This window comes from Serratia nevei (genome assembly GCF_024160145.1).
Classification (GTDB): Bacteria; Pseudomonadota; Gammaproteobacteria; order Enterobacterales; family Enterobacteriaceae; genus Serratia; species Serratia nevei_A.
The window spans coordinates 1-467 of sequence record NZ_JAMYWQ010000126.1 but is presented as its reverse complement, the minus strand read 5'-3'; the positions used below and the strand labels follow the sequence as shown (position 1 = coordinate 467).

Here is a 467-nt window from a genome sequence, read left to right as displayed (position 1 = left end):
TAATGCTGGTCACTTAAGGGTGACCAGCAACTTTTTTATCTGGATATTTCCTGCTTCTGGCCCGGAGTTCTCTAGGATAACTTCGCTCTCTGCGCCCTGGTAGTACCAGCCATTTCGCCTGTTCATACAACGTTCTGAGTTCTCCCGGCATCTTGCCCGGGGAGCACCAGGGTAACGTGATTAACAGCCGCGTGATTTCGCTTAGCGCACCACTAAAACTCAGTTGATAAGGCAGGTAATCGCCTTTCAGATGACTCGCCATGTTCACCATCTGATATCTCACCAGGTTGTACGTCAGTAAGACCCCCCACAGTTCCTGCCTCACCAGTTCCGGTAACCGACTTCTCAGCGTCCAACGGCTGTCCAGCATCCCTTGTTTCACTTCCCGGTAACCCAGCTCTATTTCCCATCGGTTTCTATATAACTCGCTGATATCGTTACCAGGGTAGCGGAAGGGGTCCGCCAGC

The 467-nt window shown here is 51.8% G+C and carries 1 protein-coding gene; it reads right to left on the bottom strand.

What is annotated here, in order from left to right:
- Positions 1-13 precede the first annotated feature (13 nt).
- Positions 14-467, bottom strand: a 454-nt coding sequence (locus M6G53_RS25060) for a transposase (RefSeq protein WP_253335263.1), incomplete at its 5' end; no start/stop codon positions are given.